Here is a 17,753-nt window from a genome sequence, read left to right as displayed (position 1 = left end):
GTATTTGTTGGTTGCGTGAGGTCTCAGTGGGGCTACGGATGTGCGGATGAACGAACGTCCTCTTGCGGCCCGACTGGGCGAGCCCTTCGGCAATTTCAGCGAAGTTCTGCGTGGTTGGGCACAGCACCGGCCAAATGCGCCGGCACTGCGCGACGAGCAAGGAGAACTCAGCTGGGCGGAGCTGGGCGACCGCGTCGAGCGTATTGCCGCGCGCTTGCAGGAGACCGGCCTTCAGCAAGGGCAATCGGTTGCCATCCTCGGCATATCCTCGATCGATTACGCTTTGGTGTTTCTTGCAGCTGTGCGCGCCGGGGGCGTCGCCGCTCCGCTGACTACCAGCGCCAGCCGTGAGCAGCTTGAAGGTATGCTCGCCGATAGCGGGGCAAATCACCTGTTCGTGACACGCGCCCGGATTGCCGAGCTGGGTGATGATTTCGGCGGGGAGCTGGCCCATAGGATTATCCTTGATGAAGAGCTGGCGAGCTGGATGGCCCCGTCTGGCACCACGGCTGCGCCCTTCGATGCCAAGCCGTCCGATCCGTTCAATATCATCTATTCATCTGGGACCACGGGTGTGCCCAAGGGCATTGTCCATTCGCACCAGATGCGCTGGCGCCAGTTTGCCGCAACTGCTGCAAGCTATCTCGAGGCGGGGCTTGAGGTCCGCAGCCTCGCTTCGACCCCGCTCTATTCGAACACAACGATGGTCGCCTTCCTCGCTGCGGTGCTCGCAGGCGGAACAGTGCGCGTGATGGGCAAATTTGATGTTGCGCGCTGGCTTGATTACGCGGCGAGCGAGCAGGCGACGGTCACCATGCTTGTGCCAGTCCAGTACCAACGTTTGATGGATTTCGGCGGTTTCGACGATTTCGATCTGTCGTCGCTGGCGCTCAAATATTGCACGTCGGCCCCATTTTCAGCCGAGCTCAAGGCGGAAGTGCTGCGGCGGATGCCGGGTGCACTGATCGAAATCTATTCGATGACAGAAGGCGGGGTAGTCTGCCTGCTGGCGTGTCATGAATTCCCGGACAAGCTGCACACCGTCGGCAGGCCAGCGCCGGGCAGCGAGCTGAAGGTGCTCGACGATGATGACCAGCCGGTGCCAGCCGGCACTCCCGGCAATCTGATCGGGCGTTCGCAGACCATGATGAGCGGATACAAGAACCAGCCGGACAAGACCCGCGAAGGTTACTGGACCGATCCCGAAACCGGCGACACCTGGCAGCGGATGGGTGACATTGGCCGGATCGATGGGGACGGTTTTGTCGAACTGGTTGGCCGCGCGAAGGACATGATCATCTCGGGCGGGTTCAATATCTTTCCGAGCGATCTCGAAGCCGAACTGGAAAAGGAAACAGCGGTGGCCGAAGCCGCTGTGATCGGCATGCCCAGCCGCCGCTGGGGCGAAACGCCGGTCGGTTTCATTCGGCTGGCCGACTCTTCGGCCGATCCGCAGGATGTGATGGCATCGGTCAATGCGCGTCTGGGCAAAACCCAGCGCCTCGCGGCACTCCATGCTATCGATGAAATGCCGCGCAGCCATATCGGCAAGCTGCTCAAAACCGAGCTGCGCGCGATCGCGGCGTCGCTCGCCTTGGTCGACTAACCGCTTCTGAACGACGCGCCCATTGCTGTGGCCGCCCGATTATTTGCAAAGACGATGTTTCAGGCGGATAATGGCCGAAAAATTACCAAGAAGGATCGAGTCGCGGCAGTATTCAACGGAGGCGCCAAGGCTTGAGCGATCGGCAGTACAAAGCCTTTATCAGCTATAGCCATGCCGATCAGGCATCGGCTCATTGGTTGCATCGCCGCCTGGAATCCTATCGTTTCCCCGCCGGTTTGGCGACCAAGGACGGAACCCGGCGCCTCCAGCCCATCTTCAAAGATCGTGAGGAACTCCCCGCGGCGGACAGCCTCGGCGAAGCGATTGAGAAAGCGCTGCGCAATTCCGAAGCGCTCATCGTCCTGTGTTCACCCACTGCAGCCGCCTCGCCGTGGGTGGCCAAGGAAATCGATTGCTACAAGCGCCTCCACGGGGGCAAACGTGTTTTTCCAATCATCGTATCAGGTGAGCCGCCAGACAATTTTCCGGAACCGCTTCTCCTGGAATACGATGACGGTGCGCCGACGGGCAAACTTGCCGAGCCGATTGCGGCCGATATGCGACGCGAGGGAGATGGCCGAAAGCTCGCCATGCTCAAACTGGTCGCCGGATTGGCCGGCGTCGAGCTCGATGACCTCGCCCGTCGTGACGCGGCGCGCAAACATCGCCGCCTCGCAATCCTCGCGGCGGCAAGCGTCGCTGGAATGGTTGGAACCAGTGCACTTGCCCTCTTTGCCATCGACCAACGGAACGATGCGCGGACGCAGCGCGCCGAGGCTGACGGACTGATCGAGTATATGTTGACCGATTTGCGAGAGCAATTGGAACCCGTGGGGCGGCTCGAAGTTCTCGATGGCGTCGGAAAAAGAGCGATGGATTACTACGCACGCCAGAATCTGGACGATCTATCCGATAGCGAACTGGGGCGCCGCGCTCGCGCTACCCATCTCGTCGCTGAAGTTGCCAATCTGCGCGGCAATAATGAGGAGGCGCTCCCGGCCTTCCGTCAGGCCGCTCGAACGACGCAGGCCATCCTTTCGCGTAATCCGGAAGATCCTGAGGCCATGTTCAATCACGGCCAAAGCCTCTTCTGGGTCGGCTACATTGCGTGGCAGCATGGCAAGCTCGTTGAGGCTCGCCAAGCGATGGAGACATATGCCGACATATCCGAGAGGCTTTCCGCCAAGGACCCCACCAATCTCGATTGGCAGATGGAGGAGGCCTATTCGCTCAGCAATCTCGGCACGATGGACTTCGAGGAAGACAAGCTGACAAGTGCGCTTGGCTTATTCGAGCGCCATCTGGCTGCTGTCGAAGCAATCGAGAGCCGCGAAAATGGGACCAACAGTCGCGCTCTTGAGCGCGCCAAAGCACTTTCATGGATATCTTCGACGCTTTCCAGACTGGGAAGAATGGAAGCGGCAATTGATGCCAGGCAACGCGAAATCGATATCTATTCCCGCTTGCTCACCGACCAACCTTCGGACAATGAAGCCCGTCGAGCCCGTGTCTATGCAGAGGGTGATCTGGGGTATCTTTTCGCTCTTAGCGGTAAGAATGAGCAAGCCCGACGATTTCTGGATACCGCCATAGTTGAAGGTCAGGCGCAAATAGCGCGCGACCCCGAAAATACACTTGCCATGGAATTGATCATGAGTGCGCTGAAGTACCGGTCGCACTTGAATTGGCGGCAAGGAGAATTGGCGGCAGCGAGGCGAGACCTTGCCCAATATGGTCGACTCGTCGTTCAACTCATTGCGCGGGATCCTGCCAACTCTAATTGGAATGTCAGGGAGAGAAGCGATCATTCGCTGAGTGAGGCGCTGATGTTTGGTCGCAGCGTCAGCCCTGGTGACCTTCTTGTAATTGCGGACAATGCATTGAAGCGCCTCGATCCTAGCGATCCCGAGCAGTTGGAACTTGTGGCAACTGCTCACCTGCTGAAGGCCTTGGCGCACGAGCGAAATGGCAATGGCCGGGCCTCCCAGCAGGAGTACCGCCGCACCTTGCAGGTCGAGCAACAAAGCGAGAGATACGATTACGCGCTCGTCTCTTTGCGCGCTTTCGCTGCAGAGCGGATTGGAAACGCCGAGCTAGCCCTTCAACTCAGGCAAGAATTGTCGCGCCGGAAGATCGAACCGATGGTCAGTATCGGCTTCTGACAATGCTCAACCATAAAGAAGGAGTAGAGTGATGACTGACATGACAGTGACCGTCAATGTGGCGGTGAGCGGAAATTATGACTTTTCGGATCCGGAGAATCCGCCAACAATTAACGCTAGCTATTCTGGCTCTTCTACCCCTCCGCCGAATGGCAATCAGAAGGTCGTCCAGACGAACGGGAATGTCAACTTGACTGCCTTGAACAAGTCCAGTGGCACATACAGCAACAGGACCGATATCGAATTTACTTTGAGCGGCGAAGTCTTGGATCAAAACGGAGATTCCCACTCCCCGCTTTATCCCGCGGTACTGAACGATGCGGTAACGGTCGTACCCGTTGGAACCGCCCCCCGGAGAGGGGCCGGAGTCCCAGCTGGGTGGCAGACGAGCAGTAGCGCTTCAACCGCCGTCACAGTCATAGATCCGGACACCGATGGGCAGAACTATAGCTACTGCTTATACGTCGTGCTGGATGGTGTGACTTGCCCTGTCGATCCCTCGATCATGAATCGCACATCCAACTGAGATCGGCATCAAGCGTCGCTTCTTGGGTGCTGGATGACCCAAGACCTGTGCGACCTGGGGGGCCGCCACCTTGGGGGGAGAGGGGATAGGTGGACCGGCGCCCAGGTCGCGTGTCTTCAGTCAGCTTAGGCGATCGTTGCGCCGAAAGTGACCGTGGTGACCAGTCCGGCCACCAGGAAGACCAGGATCTGCGATGCGAGTTTGTTCTGCATGGCGAGCCTCCTGTTTGATGCCGGGGGCGGGTTGGGAGAGGGGGGAGAGGGCCCGCCACCCGGCTGATGCCAGTGAAGTAAGGTTGCCCCCTTGCGAACAAAAGTGAGAAAAGGTCAGGATATGTTGCGTTCTATGCAACAGACGTTTCGCGCGCGAGCAGCCGGAAACCGTATAGAAAAATCCCCCATACAATCAACGCTATAGCTGCGGAAGCAATTAGCGGAGCCGCGGGAAATTCGGCGATCGCCTGATCGCCGGTGAAGCGTGAGAACAAGATAGTATAGAAGGGTGGTCCGATAATAGCAGCGAGGCTCCCCACTGCCTGTGTTGCACCTTGCAATTCGCCTTGGCTGGAGGCGTCCACAGCCCGGCTGTTGAGAGCATTAATCGATGGCATCACCAGCCCTTGAAGGCCGCCCACGAGCAATGCGGCGAAGACGATCCAGTCGGACCAAGCGAACGCGTAAACGAACGAGATTGCCACGACCGTCCATATGCCTAGCGTGACCGCGCGAACTTCGCCGAGGCGCGGCAGCAGCAAGCGGATACCAAATCCTTGGACCAACGCGCTGGCAACGCCGACCATCATGAGAGAGAGGCCGATCTTCCACTCGCTCCAGCCATAGGCTGCGATGGTGAAATAGGCCCAGATCGACGGGTAAACGAGGTGCGAAAGTTGCCAGAAGGCCAGCGCTGCAACGAACCACAACACCGTGCGGCTCTGGCCGGACAAGGCCTTGAGCGCGGCGAAGGCATTGGCGCGCGCCAGCTTGAACGGGCGGCGGTTTTCGGGTGGGAGGCTCTCCTTGAGGAAAAAGAAGCCGAACACGAAATTGACCAGCGCCAGACCGCCTGCGGCATAGAAAGGGATGCGCGGTCCAAGCTCGCCCAGCAATCCGCCCAAGGCCGGACCGAGGATGAAACCAAAACCGAATGCCATGCCGATCATACCAAAGCTTTCGGCGCGTTTCTCTGGTTCGGTAATATCGGCGAGATAGGCATAGGCGGCGCTGAAACTCGCGCCAGTCATCCCGGCGATGAGCCTGCCAAGTACCAGCCACCACAGCGATGGGGCAAAGCCCATCAGGATGTAGTCGACCCCAAACGCAAGGATTGCCGCGAGTAAAACCGGCCGGCGGCCAAAGCGGTCGGAAAGATTGCCGAGGATCGGTGCGAAGATGAATTGCATGGCGGCATAGCCCGCGCCTAACCATCCCGCCCAGAGCGCGGCTTTGTCGACCGGCAGTGCGCCCAGATGCATGATCAATTGGGGTAAGACCGGCATGACAATGCCGAAGCCGATCATGTCGATCAGCACGACAACGAAAATGAATGTAATCGACGTGCGGTTGCCGTGCTTCACGGTGGCTCCAGCGACGCCCGATGCGCCTCAGCAGAGCTTACAGTGGTGAGCTGAGCCGTGCAATCGGCGCCTGATATGTTGCCTATTCAGTCCTAGTTGACGCGCGCGCGGCGCTCGGCCCCCCACCATATGAGACCCGAAACAAGCAAGACTCCCAAGTCCCACGGACACAATTCGCCGTAGCGATAGAAAGGGAGGAACTCGTCCCAGCCTTGGCGGTCGATCACGAATTCCGCAAACATCACCCACAGGATGAATGGCACCAAGGCAATCGCAAATTTGGCGACATTTGGCAGCGCGGCGAAAGGAATTTTCTGCATAGTCAGCTCCTGGTTGAGTTCGGCTGACACCCGAGCTACCACTTAAAGTGCGCTTTAAGTCAAGGGGGTTTCGATGGCCATTTCGATCGGAGAAGTCGCGACCCGGCTTGGAATCGCCCAATCGGCAATCCGCTATTACGAGGCCGAAGGGTTGATCCGGCCCCCGCGCAATGCCTCCGGTATCCGGCTGTTTGACGATGACGCAGTTCGCCAGGTGACCTTCATCGCCCGGGCGCGTGAGGCAGGCCTCAACATTGCCGACATCGGGAAGCTGGTTGGACTTGCATCGGCCACATCGGCAGAAAGCATGGCATGTACGAAGGCGCGCGGGTTTGCTCTCGCGAAGATAGCAGAGCTTGATCGGCAAATTGAGGCTGCGAAGAACTTGCGCGCCCGATTGCACGAAGCAGCACAACGCGATTGTCCGGTCGAACACCGCTGTGCTGTCCTTGGAGAATTATGAGGCGCGGCCAAGCGATGCGGGGGAGGATCGATGCACCGCCTCGCCGCGCCTCGGATCGCCGGGGTCATGCTCGGGATAAGCATATGCCGGCGTAGTTTCGGACCCTTGGGGGGACGGGGTCACGCAGGCCTATTCGCGCCAAGCTTGCGGATGGTTACACCGGCCTGTCTTGCCTCCCCAAACGATGGCCCGTAACGCGGCGCGCATGGACGCAGATCATCTCCCCGATTCCATCCTTATCGTCGATTTCGGCAGCCAGGTAACCCAGCTGATCGCGCGCCGAGTGCGCGAGGCGGGGGTCTATTCCGAGATCGCGCCGTTCAGCCTCGCCGAAAAGGCATTCGAGCGGATGAAGCCCAAGGGGATTATCCTGTCAGGTTCCCCGGCCAGCGTGCCCGATGAGGGATCACCGCGCGCGCCTCTGGTGCTGTTCGACGCGGGCGTTCCGATCCTCGGCATTTGCTACGGCCAGCAAGTGATGAGCCACCAGCTCGGCGGCGAGGTTCGCCCCGGCCACGAGACAGGGGAAGGCGGCGAGTTCGGCCGCGCGTATCTAACTGTCACCAAGAGCTGCGCATTGTTCGACGGGCTCTGGAAAGAAGGCGAGCGCCACCAGGTCTGGATGAGCCACGGCGACAAGGTGACGCAGTTCGCGCCGGGCTTCGAGATTGTCGCAACTTCCGACGGTGCACCATTTGCGGTGATCGCGGATGAGCAGCGCCAGTTCTACGGCACGCAGTTCCATCCCGAAGTGGTGCACACACCCGATGGGGGGAATCTGCTCGCCAATTTCGTGCACAACGTATGCGGGCTGGCGGGCGACTGGACCATGGCCGCCTATCGCGAAACCAAGGTGGCCGAAATCCGCGAGCAGGTGGGTGATGGCAAGGTCATCTGCGGCCTTTCGGGCGGGGTCGATTCCTCGGTCGCGGCGATCCTGATCCACGAGGCGATTGGCGACCAGCTCACCTGCGTCTTCGTCGACCATGGACTCCTGCGCCTCAATGAGCGCGAGCAGGTCGAGACGCTGTTTCGCGATCACTACAATATCCCGCTGGTGGTGGTGGATGCCGAGGAGCGCTTCATGGCCGGCCTCGACGGCGTCACCGATCCGGAGAAGAAACGGAAGTTCATCGGCGGCGAATTCATCGCCGTGTTCGAAGAGGAAGCGAACAAGCTCGGCGGAGCCGATTTCCTCGCGCAAGGCACGCTCTATCCCGATGTAATCGAGAGCGTTTCCTTCACTGGCGGGCCTTCGGTGACGATCAAGAGCCACCACAATGTCGGCGGCCTGCCCGAACGCATGAACATGGAATTGGTTGAACCGCTGCGCGAGCTGTTCAAGGACGAGGTGCGCGAACTCGGCCGCGAGTTGGGTCTCAATGACCAGTTCGTCGGGCGTCATCCCTTCCCCGGGCCGGGCCTCGCGATCCGCATACCGGGCGAGGTCAACAAGGAACGCTGCGACATCCTGCGCAAGGCGGACGCGATCTTTCTCGAAGAGATCCGTAATGCCGGATTGTATGATGCGATCTGGCAGGCATTTGCTGTGCTGCTCCCGGTGAAGACCGTCGGCGTGATGGGAGACGGACGCACCTACGACAGCGTTTGCGGTTTGCGCGCCGTGACCAGCACCGATGGGATGACGGCGGATGTTTATCCCTTTGACGCGAGCTTCCTTACCCAGTGCGCAACCCGGATCGTCAACGAAGTGCAGGGCATCAACCGTGTAGTTTACGATTATACGTCGAAACCGCCAGGCACGATTGAATGGGAGTGAAGCGCTAGGCCGCCACTTTCGCTACGCGGAAGGCCGAATAGAGCAATGCCCCGCCAGCTAGGCTGTTAAGGGCCCTTATGCTCGAAGGACGAACCCCGTGCCGGGCAATCTGGGCGCCAAGGACGGTGTAGCAAGAGTAAATCGCCCAATCGAAGAACAGGGTAGTCAGTCCCATGATTGCCATTTGGGGCGCGATAGGCGCGGCTGTATCAAGGAATTGCGGAAGGATTGCTGCGAAATAGAGTAGCGCCTTCGGATTGGCAGCCTCGACGAGAAACCCCTTGCCGAACAACGAAGCGACGCTGCGCGGTTCCCCCGGCTCGATCTGGAGCCCGCCGCTGCGGCTGAAGATCGCACTTAATCCGAGATAGATAAGGTACGCCACGCCGAACCACTTGATCGTGGTAAAGATCGTCTCCGACGCAATGATAGTTGCCGAGATGCCAGTCGCAGACAGGACGAAGAACATCGCATTGGCGCTGGCGATACCACCAACTGCGGCTTGCGTTCGGGTAACCCCATTGCTGGAGGCCTGCGCTGCTGCAGCGATAGCTGCCGGACCAGGGGTCAGGACGACCACAAAGGTTGTTGCGGCAAACAGTATAAATGTGCTCAGTTCCATGCCAGCCTCCTGCGTTGGAGCTGATTTTGGCGGCGAGCCGATTACACTGCTACCAGCAAGACGGCGGTCGAAACGGAAACCGTCCGGCGTGACCGGCAATTTGCGCGTGCGGCGCTGGTGGAGCGAGAAGGAGACGAAGATTCCCGATCTGGACGCCAAGGATCGCTTGCTTGTGCGGGCATTACGCAAAAATTCCAGGGCGAGTCTGGTATCGCTCGCGCGCGATGTCGGGCTGTCGCGAAGCGCCACGCATGATCGCATCACAAAGATGGAAGGTAATGGTGTAATCCGCGGCTATACTGTCCGATTGGCGCCTGACGCGCTCCCGCCAGTGCGAGCGTTTCTCACCGTGACTTATAAGGTCGGGGAGTCACAGACAAAAGTGATCGATCAGATAATGCAGCTCCCTGGAGTTGTCTCGAATCACTGTATCGCGGGTGATATCGATTCCATTATCTACTGCGAGTTCGATACAATGCGGGAGCTCTCCGATTTGCGCGATGAGCTTGCCGGTTGGGACAGCGTGGTCTCGATAACGATAAGGCAGATCATAGCCTCATCGGACGACTAAGCTCTCACGGCCGGAAGTCCACTCCCGTCAGTTCCTCGCTCTTTGCCCACAGCGCTTCGGCCAGCCCTTGGTCGAGAACATGCGGATGCACGCCCCCAAACGGCCTGTCCTCGCTCGCGGGAGCAGCGATATTACAATCCTCACAGTAAACGCCGCCCATACCATCGAGCAGCGGTGAGGTGGCGCACCACACCGTGGTAGAAGCGCCTTCCTCGGTCGATTTGAAGGCTTCGTTGACGTTACCTTCCTCATCGAACCAGCCCATCGCCTTCTGCTCTTCCATCGTCAGATGGCGCTGCAGCGGTGTAACAATGCCGCCCGGGTGCACGGAAAAGGCGCGTACGCCATGCGGTTCCCCAAGCATGTCGAGCTGCAGCGCGAATAGCGCGTTGGCCGATTTGGCCTGACCGTATGCGGGCCATTTCTGGTATTCGCGCCGCTCCCAATTGGGATCGTTGACATCGAGGCCGTTGAGCCGGTGCCCGGTAGACGAGAGCGCGACAACGCGCGCGCCGCCATCGGCCTTGAGCAATGGCCACAGCCGCGCAGTCAGCTGGAAGTGGCCAAGGTGGTTGGCAGCGAATTGGGCCTCGTAACCTCGCGCGTCTCGCATAAGGGGCGATGCCATGATCGCAGCATTGTTGATCAAGATGTCGATCGACTGATGTTGGTCTGACACGCTTTGGGCAAAGGCATCGATCGAGGCGGGGTCGAGCAGGTCGAGCGGGATGATTGCGATATCACCCGGCACGTCTTGCAACACTTCGAGCGCCTGCTGAGGACGCCGCGCCCCGACGATCACACGGGCGCCTGCTTCGGCAAGTGCGCGAACGGTTTCGGTTCCGATCCCCGAGTAACCACCGGTTACAACTATAGTCTTGCCTGAAAGATCGAATCCTTCGACGACCTCCCTTGCTGTTGAGCGATATCCGAAGGGCGAATCGATGGGAGTCTGTGTGCTTGTCATGCGCGGAGCCTAGCAGCTCCGCGCACCTCCGCAGACTCTTCTGGGCTTTGTCTGACAATCAATAGCGTGAAAGTTCGACCGGCAGCTTCTTGAAGCCATGAACGAAGCATGCCGGAACACGCTCGGGGTCGCCAACAACGTTCACCCGCAAACGGCGCTTGGCCATTTCTTCGAACAGGGTGATAAGCTGCATTTCGGCTACGCGGGCGCCAACACAGCGGTGGATACCATAACCAAAGGCCAGGTGGCGGCGCGCATTATCGCGATCGACGCGGATCGCGTCGGGATCGTCAAACACTTCTTCGTCGCGATTGGCCGAAATATACCACAAGGCGACGCGGTCACCCTTCTTCATCGCGGGCCCAAACATATCGGTATCCTCCATGACCATCCGGCGCATATGCGCGAGCGGAGTCTGCCATCGAATGATCTCTTGGACCGCATTGGGGATCCATTCGGGGTTGGCTTCCAGCTTGGCCTGCTCTTCAGGGAATTGGCTGAGGCCGAAGGCATAGCCGGACATCGAATTGCGTGTGGTATCGTTGCCGCCGACAATCAGCAGGATGAGGTTTCCGATGAATTCCTCTTCGCTCATGTGGTTCATCGCATCGGATTTGATCATCACGCTGATGAGGTCGTTGCCCGGGTTGGCCAACCTTTCCTGCCATAATGCAGCAAAGGCCGCGCCCATTTCGTTCATTTTCTCATTGCGCATGGCGAGCCCGCCGGGCTCTCGAAACATTGTGATATCGCCGCCAAAATCTGACCACAGGGTCAGATCCTCGCGATCGTCCCACGGGTAATCGAATATTTTGGCGAGCTGACCGGTAGTGAGCTCGATCGAGACCTTGCGGACCCAGTCAAATGTCTCACTGATTGGAAGCGAATCGAGCACTTCACCAGTGCGCTGCCGGCACTCTTCTTTCATTGCGGCGACTTCGCTCGGGCCGAAACTGGGTGCAACCGTACGGCGCTGGGCGGTGTGATCGGGCGGGTCCATTGCAATAAACATTGGCGTGCGGATTTCGTCCGGGAGAATTGTGTCGGCTTCCGCAGCCAGCGTGATGCCGCCATACTCCCAGCTTGAAGAAAACAGTTTGGGCAGCGCCTCGATCTGCAGAATCTGTTTGTGCGTCGAAACCGACCAGAAGGCGCCATATTTCGACTCCGGCACCCATTGGATAGGCGCTTGCTTGCGCAGTTGCCGGAACGGCTCCTGCCAGCGATCCTCCGTGTATAGTTCCGCTCTGGTGACATCGATCGGATCGATCTCTGCCTCTTTCACCCGGTCCACCGCCGCTGTCGCCATGCCTATCTCTCCCAGTTTCGCCTCTCTGTGAGCATCCTGCCCCATGAATAAGGCGGCAACAAGGGCATGACATGAAGCGGAGCTCGATTGCGTTGATTGGCGAAGTGGATCGGTTGATCATTGGCAGGCAAAGCGGATAGGCAGTGCGGGAACCAGAACGCGATTGGAGAGCGAGAATGAAATGGGTTTTGCCGCTACTCCTGTTGCCAAGTGCCTGCGCGATCCCGGCGGTTGAGAGCGCGCCGCCGATCGCATCGCAGGTTGCGCCAGCTCCGGCGATTGAGTCCGGTGTCTCGCTAGTACTGGCAGAGTGGCGCGCCGAACACATAAGCGACGTGACCTATGATCTTGCGTTTTCGATTCCTGCGGATGCATCGCAGCCGATCCCAGCGCGCGCGGTGGTCGGTTTCGATTTCAAGCAGGTAGACAACGACGTCCAGCTTGATTTCCGCGAGAGCAGCGACAAGCTCAATTCTCTCATAGTCAACGGCACAGAAGTTCCGATAAGGCATGAGGCAGAGCACCTCATCCTTCCCTCGAACATGCTGGTGGCGGGTCGCAACGAAGTCGCAATCTCCTTCACAGCCGGCGACACATCGCTCAATCGCAATCCGGAATTTCTCTACACGCTGTTCGTGCCCGATCGGGCGCGCACCGCGTTCCCAGTTTTCGACCAACCGGACCTCAAGGCGCGCTATCGCCTGACCCTGGATATCCCGGCCGAGTGGGAGGCTCAGGCCAATGCGCCGTTGGTGGAAGAGACTGCCGCGGAAGGTCGCAAGACGTTGCGTTTCGCGCAAAGCGAACCTCTCGCAAGCTACCTGTTCTCATTCGTGACGGGCGAATTCCAGTCGGTGACGCGCACAGTCGGCGGGCGGAAAATGACGCTCCTCCACCGTGAGACCGACCAGGCAAAGATCGATCGTAATATCGACGAGATCTTCGATCTGCACGGCGAAGCACTGGCATGGATGGAAGAATATTCGGGTATTGCCTATCCCTTCGCCAAGTTCGATTTCGTCACCATCCCCTCGTTCCAGTATGGCGGGATGGAACACCCCGGCGCGATCCAGTACCGCGCTCAATCGCTTTTCCTCGATGAGGATCCTTCGCAGCCGCAATTACTTGGCCGGGCCAGCCTGATTGCGCATGAGACAGCGCATATGTGGTTCGGTGACGATGTGACGATGCGCTGGTTCGACGATGTCTGGACCAAGGAAGTCTTCGCCAACTTCATGGCGGGCAAGATCGTAAATCCGCGCTTTCCCGAGGTCGATCACGAGCTGACTTTCCTGCTCGATCACTATCCTTCGGCCTATGCCGTTGACCGCACCGAAGGTGCCAATGCGATCCGCCAGCCGCTCGCCAATCTGGACCAGGCGGGATCGCTCTACGGTGCGATCATCTACGATAAGGCGCCGATCATGATGCGGCAGCTTGAGCTGATCTTGGGCGAGGAGGCATTCCGCGAGGGAATGCGCGAATACCTCTCCACCTATTCCGGCGGTAATGCGACCTGGCCGGAGCTGGTCGCGATTTTCGACAAACGCAGCGAGGAGGATCTCAAGGCGTGGAGCGAAGTGTGGGTCAATACGCCCGGGCGACCGCATTTCGTCCGGCTCGAGAATGGGGGTTTCGAGCAAATCGATCCGGCGGGTGAAGGCCGGAACTGGCCGCAGAAATTCGCCGTAAAACCCGGGCTAAGCCACACCGGCGAGATTTCGCATGATTCGCGGCCTTTCACTGCGCCCATGCTCTTCAATGCCGATGGCAAGGGCTACGGATTATTTCCCGTCGAGCCGGACCTCATCTCGCGGATGTGGGATAGCCTGAGCGATCTCCAGAAGGGTGCGCAGCTGGTCAATCTCTATGAGCAGATGCTCGAAGGCCACCCCGGCGTATCGCCCGTAAGCCACTACGACTTCCTCTTCGAACGGGCATTGGCAGAGACCAATGAGCAGCTGCTTGCCGAAATGCTCGGACAGATGAGCGCCATTTACTGGAGATTGCTGTCTGACGAGGAACAGGCGAGCCGCGCACCCAAGATCGAAACAGCGATGTTTGCGCTGATCGATGCGGGAACCGCGCCGGTCAGTACACGAAAGCTGGTGCTCGGCTCGCTGCAGGGCTTCGCACTGACCCCTGCCGCGCTCCAGCGGTTGCAGGCGATATGGTCGGGGGAGGAGAAGCCGGAAGGCATCACCCTGTCGGAGCGAGAATTGACAGGCCTTGCCGCCACGCTGGCGCTCAAGCAGCCGGGAAAATCGGAGGCTATTCTCTCGGCCCAGGCAAACAATATCGAGAACCCTGACGAGCAGCGCCGCTTCGCTTTCCTGCGGCCTGCGTTGTCACCCGATACGGCTGTGCGAGATGCCTTCTTTGCCAGTCTGGCCGATGCCGAGAATCGCGCAACCGAGAGCTGGGTGCTCAGCGCTCTCAGCTATCTTCATCATCCGCTGCGGAACGATCATTCGCAGCGCTACGTGCAGCAAAGCCTCGAATGGCTGGAGGAGATTCGCGAGACAGGCGATATCTTCTTCCCGGCAGGCTGGGTAGGCGCGACGCTGCGCAACCACACCGTTCCCGAAGTGGCGGCGACAGTGCGGCAATTCCTTGCTGAACGACCGGATTACAATCCGCAGCTTCGCATGAAGATTCTTCAAGCTGCCGATCCTGTATTCCGTGCATCGCGGCTACGCGCGGAGTGATGCAAAGGAACCTTCCGACCTAGGTGGCCGTTCTTCTGTTTAAGGGACACGCGGTGTTCCACCCGAACAGGAGAATCCCAATGCTCAAGCTACACACGACAATTCTCGCTTCATCCGCGGCCATCGCCTTGGCCGGGTGCGCGACGATCGAAGAGAGGGTCGCCGAAAGCGCTGCTGACACCTATCGCGCTACGCTAACAGGCGCTCAGGAAGTTGGCGGCGGTGATTCCGACGGAGCCGGTGAAGCGGAAATCACCATCTCGGATTCGTTCAACCAAGTCTGCTGGGACTTGAACAACATCTCGAACATCGGGCCAATTGCCGCAGCCCATATCCACATTGGCGCAGCAGGTACGAATGGCCCACCGGTATTCACATTGCGCGAAGCCAACGAAGGCGGCTGGAAAGGTTGCACCGATGGCTCAGAATGGACGCAGGACCGGATAGAGGGCAACCCCGAGAACTTTTACGTCAATGTGCACACCGCGGAGTATCCTGCCGGGGCCATCCGCGGACAGCTTTCCAAATAGCCGCACCGGACAGAGTCCTGCGGGAGTTGATTTGCTGAATTGAGGTAGCTCTAACGATGAGTATGTCGCTGGAGCTACCTCTCGGGTCGGATCATCGTACCGACGTCCTGCGCCGGCTGCAGCCGCTCCTGATTCAGCGCTATGGCCGGATCGAGCGCGCAGCAGCCGCATGGCGCAAGCCCGAATGGGTGCTTGTCCAAGGCGTGATTGGTGCGCGCACCAAGTCGGAGATTTCCAACGCATCAACAGACCGCCTGCTGAAACGATACGGCAGTTGGGAGGCGGCGGCGCGGGCACCGCTTGAGCAATTGCAAGGCGAGCTTTCTACCCAGACTTATCCCAATATGGCGGGAGAAAGGCTCAAGGCGTGCCTGACCGCGCTCGTCGCACGACGCGGATCGGTCGATCTCTCGCACCTCTCCAATATGGATACGCTGAAAGCGATGCGCTGGCTCGAGCAGCTACCCGGCGTCGGCCGCAAGATCGCCGCCGGAGTGATGAATGCATCCACGCTTGATCGCCGCGCCATCGTGCTCGATGGCCATCACACGCGGATTCTCCAGCGCATGGGGCTGGTGCCTGCCAAGGCCAATACGGACCGTGCCTTTGCAGCCATCATGCCGGCAATGCCGCCCGAATGGAGCGCCGCCGAATTTGACGAACACCATCTGCTGATGAAAAAGCTGGGGCAGTCCTATTGCCGACCAAGCCACATGGATTGCGCCGAATGTCCTGCGCAAGCGCTGTGCAAAACGGGGCAAGAGCATTGTTGAGCGGCGAAAAAGTCGAAGAGGCTTTTCGAAGACTGGCTCGGGCAATGCCGGGCCGTACCGCTGATGCCAAAGGGCCCAAGGGCCAACCCGACGCTTTCCGCTCATGCATCTCCTGCATGTTATCAGCGCAGTCGCTAGACCGGAATACCGCCAAGGCGAGCCGGGCATTATTTGCCTTGGCCTCAACGCCGGATGCGATGTTGGAGCTCGACGATCGGCAGATAGTAGCCGCGATAAGACCATGCGGACTGTACAACAACAAGACGCGATCAATTCGGCGCTTCTGCCAAGCCCTCATAGCGGAGCATGGCGGGATAGTGCCTGACACACGCGACGGGCTGATGAGCCTGCCGGGTATCGGGCGCAAGTGCGCCGATATCGTGATGAGCTTTACTTTCGGCAAGGATGTGATTGCAGTCGATACGCATGTCCATCGTGTGTGCAACCGGATCGGACTGACAGAGGCAAAGACTGCGGATCGGACGGCGGCGCAGCTGGAAGATCGTGTACCCCAATGGGCCCGAAGAGACGGGCATTTCTGGCTCATACAATTCGGGAAGCGCATCTGCCTCAGCCGGTCTCCGCGCTGCGATGGTTGCCCCCTCGCGGATCTCTGCGAGTACAATGCGAAACAAAAGGACAGGCAATGAAACGCCTCGGTTCCATTATTCTTTGGTCGGCCATTGCCGCCGCTTTCATCGGCCCCGGAACCGTCACCACCGCAGCCAGCGCAGGCGCAGGCTTCGGCCTCACGCTGCTTTGGGCAGTGCTGTTCTCCGTCTTAGCCACCTATGTGCTGCAAGAGGCCGCGGCCCGCATGAGCATCGCAACCGGCCATGATCTCGCGGCCACATTGCGGCGAAGATATCCGGCTGGGATTGGCAAGCTTCTGGTCATGGCGCTCGTACCCGGAGCAATTCTGCTTGGATGCGCGGCTTATGAGGCTGGCAATATATTGGGCGGTGCTGCAGGTGCCTTGTTGGCGATCGATGTGCCGCGTGAGGCTGTGACGCTGGCAATTGGGGGCATGGCGGCAGCATTGCTGGCGCTTGGATCGCCGAGGCGGATCGCGCAGGCGATGGCAGTGCTGGTCGCGATAATGGGGGCGGGCTTCCTGCTTGTCGCTCTTACGCTGGCGCCTTCGCTCACCGGATTGGCTCGCGGCCTTGCCATCCCTGCTTTCCCCGAGGGCTCGGGTCTCATCATTATCGCCCTGATCGGGACGACTGTCGTTCCTTACAACCTGTTCCTTGGCTCAAGCCTTGCGCAAGGTGAGGACCTGTCGCTGACACGGCTCGGGCTTGTCGTCGCCATCGGGTTCGGCGGGATCATTACAGCAGCAATTGTCGTGGTGGGCAGCGCTCTTGCCGATGAATTCTCTTTTGAGGCGCTGGCTCAATTGCTTGCAAGCGAATTGGGCGAGTGGGCACGCTATCTGCTGGCGCTCGGCCTGTTCGCTGCGGGACTTTCTTCGGCCGTGACCGCGCCTTTGGCCGCAGCTTTGACCGCGCGCGGTCTATTCGGAGCCGCTAACGACCCGCGCTGGACAGTCACCTCTACGCGCTTCCGGCTGGTGTGGCTGTCCGTGCTTGCAATCGGATTGGGTTTCGGACTGGCGGATGTCCGGCCTGCAGCAGCCATCATCCTGGCGCAGGCGTTCAATGGGCTTCTGCTACCGTTGATCGCGATGTTCCTGCTGGCAGCGGTGAATGATCGCCTCCTGATGGGCGACAAGGCCAACGGTCCGCTAGGCAATCTCGCCGCGGGAATTGTCACATTGGTTGCGAGCGGCCTGGGTGGCTTCGCGCTATGGCGCGTTTCGGCCGCCCTAATAGGTTAG

16 protein-coding genes are annotated in these 17,753 nt (G+C 59.5%); 11 read left to right on the top strand and 5 right to left on the bottom strand.

Translation table 11 applies throughout. From position 1 onward, the window contains the following. The first annotated feature begins 46 nt into the window (after window positions 1–46). From ACEWMW_RS03005 to ACEWMW_RS02995, 3 genes are all read left to right on the top strand, one after another. Window positions 47–1,606: a class I adenylate-forming enzyme family protein gene (locus ACEWMW_RS03005; protein ID WP_409412408.1), complete on the top strand. Its 1,560-nt coding sequence runs from the start codon at window positions 47–49 to the stop codon at window positions 1,604–1,606. Between the two features lie 131 nt (window positions 1,607–1,737). Continuing rightward, window positions 1,738–3,768: a TIR domain-containing protein gene (locus tag ACEWMW_RS03000; protein WP_409412407.1), complete on the top strand. Its 2,031-nt coding sequence runs from the start codon at window positions 1,738–1,740 to the stop codon at window positions 3,766–3,768. A 31-nt stretch (window positions 3,769–3,799) separates the two neighbouring features. Next, on the top strand, window positions 3,800–4,294 hold the full coding sequence (locus ACEWMW_RS02995) for a hypothetical protein (RefSeq protein WP_409412406.1): 495 nt from the start codon (window positions 3,800–3,802) through the stop codon (window positions 4,292–4,294). 343 nt (window positions 4,295–4,637) lie between these two features. Here the strand turns inward: ACEWMW_RS02995 and ACEWMW_RS02990 are convergent, their stop codons facing one another. Both ACEWMW_RS02990 and ACEWMW_RS02985 read right to left on the bottom strand, forming a co-directional pair. After that, complete coding sequence (locus tag ACEWMW_RS02990) at window positions 4,638–5,870, bottom strand: TCR/Tet family MFS transporter (protein ID WP_409412405.1); 1,233 nt, start codon at window positions 5,868–5,870, stop codon at window positions 4,638–4,640. Window positions 5,871–5,962: 92 nt separating this feature from the next. Then, window positions 5,963–6,190: a hypothetical protein gene (locus ACEWMW_RS02985; RefSeq protein ID WP_409412404.1), complete on the bottom strand. Its 228-nt coding sequence runs from the start codon at window positions 6,188–6,190 to the stop codon at window positions 5,963–5,965. Between the two features lie 73 nt (window positions 6,191–6,263). Here ACEWMW_RS02985 and ACEWMW_RS02980 point away from each other — a divergent pair, with 73 nt between their 5' ends. Continuing rightward, the gene (locus ACEWMW_RS02980) at window positions 6,264–6,653 is read left to right on the top strand and encodes a MerR family transcriptional regulator (protein ID WP_409412403.1); all 390 of its coding nucleotides are present in this window, start codon (window positions 6,264–6,266) and stop codon (window positions 6,651–6,653) included. A 205-nt stretch (window positions 6,654–6,858) separates the two neighbouring features. Further along, entirely contained in the window at window positions 6,859–8,433 is a 1,575-nt protein-coding gene (gene guaA, locus ACEWMW_RS02975; protein ID WP_409412402.1) for a glutamine-hydrolyzing GMP synthase, read from the top strand. Between the two features lie 4 nt (window positions 8,434–8,437). Here guaA and ACEWMW_RS02970 read toward each other — a convergent pair whose 3' ends face one another. Continuing rightward, a complete protein-coding gene (locus tag ACEWMW_RS02970) occupies window positions 8,438–9,055 on the bottom strand; it encodes a LysE family translocator (RefSeq protein ID WP_409412401.1) in 618 nt (205 codons plus the stop codon). Between ACEWMW_RS02970 and ACEWMW_RS02965 the strand changes: the two genes are divergently transcribed. Further along, window positions 9,054–9,626 carry an Lrp/AsnC family transcriptional regulator gene (locus ACEWMW_RS02965; protein WP_409412400.1) on the top strand — a complete coding sequence of 191 codons (573 nt, stop codon included), beginning with the start codon at window positions 9,054–9,056 and terminating at the stop codon, window positions 9,624–9,626. The two genes, ACEWMW_RS02970 and ACEWMW_RS02965, sit on opposite strands and share 2 nt — an antisense overlap. Before the next feature lie 4 nt (window positions 9,627–9,630). On the opposite strand, the gene ACEWMW_RS02960 is transcribed toward ACEWMW_RS02965, so the two are convergent. Together ACEWMW_RS02960 and ACEWMW_RS02955 are read right to left on the bottom strand one after the other, a co-directional pair. Continuing rightward, window positions 9,631–10,593, bottom strand: a complete 963-nt coding sequence (locus ACEWMW_RS02960) for an oxidoreductase (protein ID WP_409412399.1) — start codon at window positions 10,591–10,593, stop codon at window positions 9,631–9,633. A 58-nt stretch (window positions 10,594–10,651) separates the two neighbouring features. Next, window positions 10,652–11,902, bottom strand: coding sequence for a cytochrome P450 (locus ACEWMW_RS02955; RefSeq protein ID WP_409412398.1), 1,251 nt, complete (start codon window positions 11,900–11,902; stop codon window positions 10,652–10,654). Between the two features lie 176 nt (window positions 11,903–12,078). Here ACEWMW_RS02955 and ACEWMW_RS02950 point away from each other — a divergent pair, with 176 nt between their 5' ends. From ACEWMW_RS02950 to ACEWMW_RS02930, 5 genes are all read left to right on the top strand, one after another. Next, complete coding sequence (locus tag ACEWMW_RS02950; protein WP_409412397.1) at window positions 12,079–14,610, top strand: M1 family metallopeptidase; 2,532 nt, start codon at window positions 12,079–12,081, stop codon at window positions 14,608–14,610. Between the two features lie 80 nt (window positions 14,611–14,690). After that, the gene (locus tag ACEWMW_RS02945; protein WP_409412396.1) at window positions 14,691–15,140 is read left to right on the top strand and encodes a CHRD domain-containing protein; all 450 of its coding nucleotides are present in this window, start codon (window positions 14,691–14,693) and stop codon (window positions 15,138–15,140) included. Between the two features lie 56 nt (window positions 15,141–15,196). After that, entirely contained in the window at window positions 15,197–15,913 is a 717-nt protein-coding gene (locus ACEWMW_RS02940) for an endonuclease III domain-containing protein (protein ID WP_409412395.1), read from the top strand. Continuing rightward, window positions 15,910–16,563, top strand: a complete 654-nt coding sequence (locus ACEWMW_RS02935; RefSeq protein WP_409412394.1) for an endonuclease III domain-containing protein — start codon at window positions 15,910–15,912, stop codon at window positions 16,561–16,563. Before ACEWMW_RS02940 ends, ACEWMW_RS02935 begins: the two co-directional genes overlap by 4 nt. Next, window positions 16,560–17,753, top strand: coding sequence for an Nramp family divalent metal transporter (locus tag ACEWMW_RS02930; RefSeq protein ID WP_409412393.1), 1,194 nt, complete (start codon window positions 16,560–16,562; stop codon window positions 17,751–17,753). The genes ACEWMW_RS02935 and ACEWMW_RS02930 overlap by 4 nt, the downstream gene beginning before the upstream one ends.

Origin of the sequence: Litorerythrobacter xanthomarinus (genome assembly GCF_046254955.1) — a bacterium.
Taxonomy (GTDB): domain Bacteria; phylum Pseudomonadota; class Alphaproteobacteria; order Sphingomonadales; family Sphingomonadaceae; genus Qipengyuania_C.
The sequence above is the reverse complement of the archived record's forward strand: the minus strand, read 5'-3'. Positions and strand labels throughout refer to the sequence as shown.

Coding starts and splice junctions, on each gene's coding strand:
- ACEWMW_RS03005 (WP_409412408.1), top strand. CDS start 47: ATGAACGAACGTCCTCTTGCGGCCCGACTGGGCGAGCCCTTCGGCAAT.
- ACEWMW_RS02995 (WP_409412406.1), top strand. CDS start 3,800: ATGACTGACATGACAGTGACCGTCAATGTGGCGGTGAGCGGAAATTAT.
- ACEWMW_RS02985 (WP_409412404.1), bottom strand. CDS start 6,190: ATGCAGAAAATTCCTTTCGCCGCGCTGCCAAATGTCGCCAAATTTGCG.
- ACEWMW_RS02980 (WP_409412403.1), top strand. CDS start 6,264: ATGGCCATTTCGATCGGAGAAGTCGCGACCCGGCTTGGAATCGCCCAA.
- guaA (WP_409412402.1), top strand. CDS start 6,859: ATGGACGCAGATCATCTCCCCGATTCCATCCTTATCGTCGATTTCGGC.
- ACEWMW_RS02965 (WP_409412400.1), top strand. CDS start 9,054: ATGCCAGCCTCCTGCGTTGGAGCTGATTTTGGCGGCGAGCCGATTACA.
- ACEWMW_RS02970 (WP_409412401.1), bottom strand. CDS start 9,055: ATGGAACTGAGCACATTTATACTGTTTGCCGCAACAACCTTTGTGGTC.
- ACEWMW_RS02960 (WP_409412399.1), bottom strand. CDS start 10,593: ATGACAAGCACACAGACTCCCATCGATTCGCCCTTCGGATATCGCTCA.
- ACEWMW_RS02955 (WP_409412398.1), bottom strand. CDS start 11,902: ATGGCGACAGCGGCGGTGGACCGGGTGAAAGAGGCAGAGATCGATCCG.
- ACEWMW_RS02950 (WP_409412397.1), top strand. CDS start 12,079: ATGAAATGGGTTTTGCCGCTACTCCTGTTGCCAAGTGCCTGCGCGATC.
- ACEWMW_RS02945 (WP_409412396.1), top strand. CDS start 14,691: ATGCTCAAGCTACACACGACAATTCTCGCTTCATCCGCGGCCATCGCC.
- ACEWMW_RS02940 (WP_409412395.1), top strand. CDS start 15,197: ATGAGTATGTCGCTGGAGCTACCTCTCGGGTCGGATCATCGTACCGAC.
- ACEWMW_RS02930 (WP_409412393.1), top strand. CDS start 16,560: ATGAAACGCCTCGGTTCCATTATTCTTTGGTCGGCCATTGCCGCCGCT.